1 protein-coding gene is annotated in these 451 nt (G+C 67.4%); it reads right to left on the bottom strand.

Translation table 11 applies throughout. The features are described from left to right. The coding region (locus BJQ90_RS22945) for a helix-turn-helix domain-containing protein (RefSeq protein ID WP_226761452.1) at nt 1–410 on the bottom strand (410 nt) is incomplete at its 3' end. Between the last annotated feature and the right edge of the window lie 41 nt (nt 411–451).

Below are 451 nucleotides of genomic sequence, written 5' to 3'. Positions count from 1 at the left end.
CGTTCGTAGCGGTGGTCGGTGGCCCGGCCGGCGCGGATGCGTTCGCCGCTGATCGGGTCCAGTTCCCATAACCGGGGCAGCCCGGCCCGGGCGATGATCCGGGAGACCGTGCGGGCCGGGACGTTGCAGCGTTCGGCCAGTTCGACCGGGCCCTCGCGGTGCTTTACCCGCGCCGCGAGGACCTCGTCGATTTTCGCCGAGGGCGTCGCGTGCGGGCAGGAACGCGGGCGGGACGAGCGATCCTCCATACCGGCCCAGCCGTGCTCCAGATATCGCCGGAACCACCGGTGGGCGCAGGTCCGCGAAACACCCATTTCCTTGGCCACGTGGGCCACGGGACGGCCCTGAAGAACACGCTGGACAAGAATGCTTCTACCGGCAGGAGTCAGACGGGCATTACGGTGGACCATGAAGACCTCTTAGTCGTTCGGTGTGTGTGGTAACCACCAAC

Source organism: Arthrobacter sp. SO3, assembly GCF_020532825.1.
In the GTDB taxonomy this organism is placed as follows: Bacteria; Actinomycetota; Actinomycetes; order Actinomycetales; family Micrococcaceae; genus Arthrobacter.
This window is presented reverse-complemented; position numbering and strand designations above follow the sequence as displayed.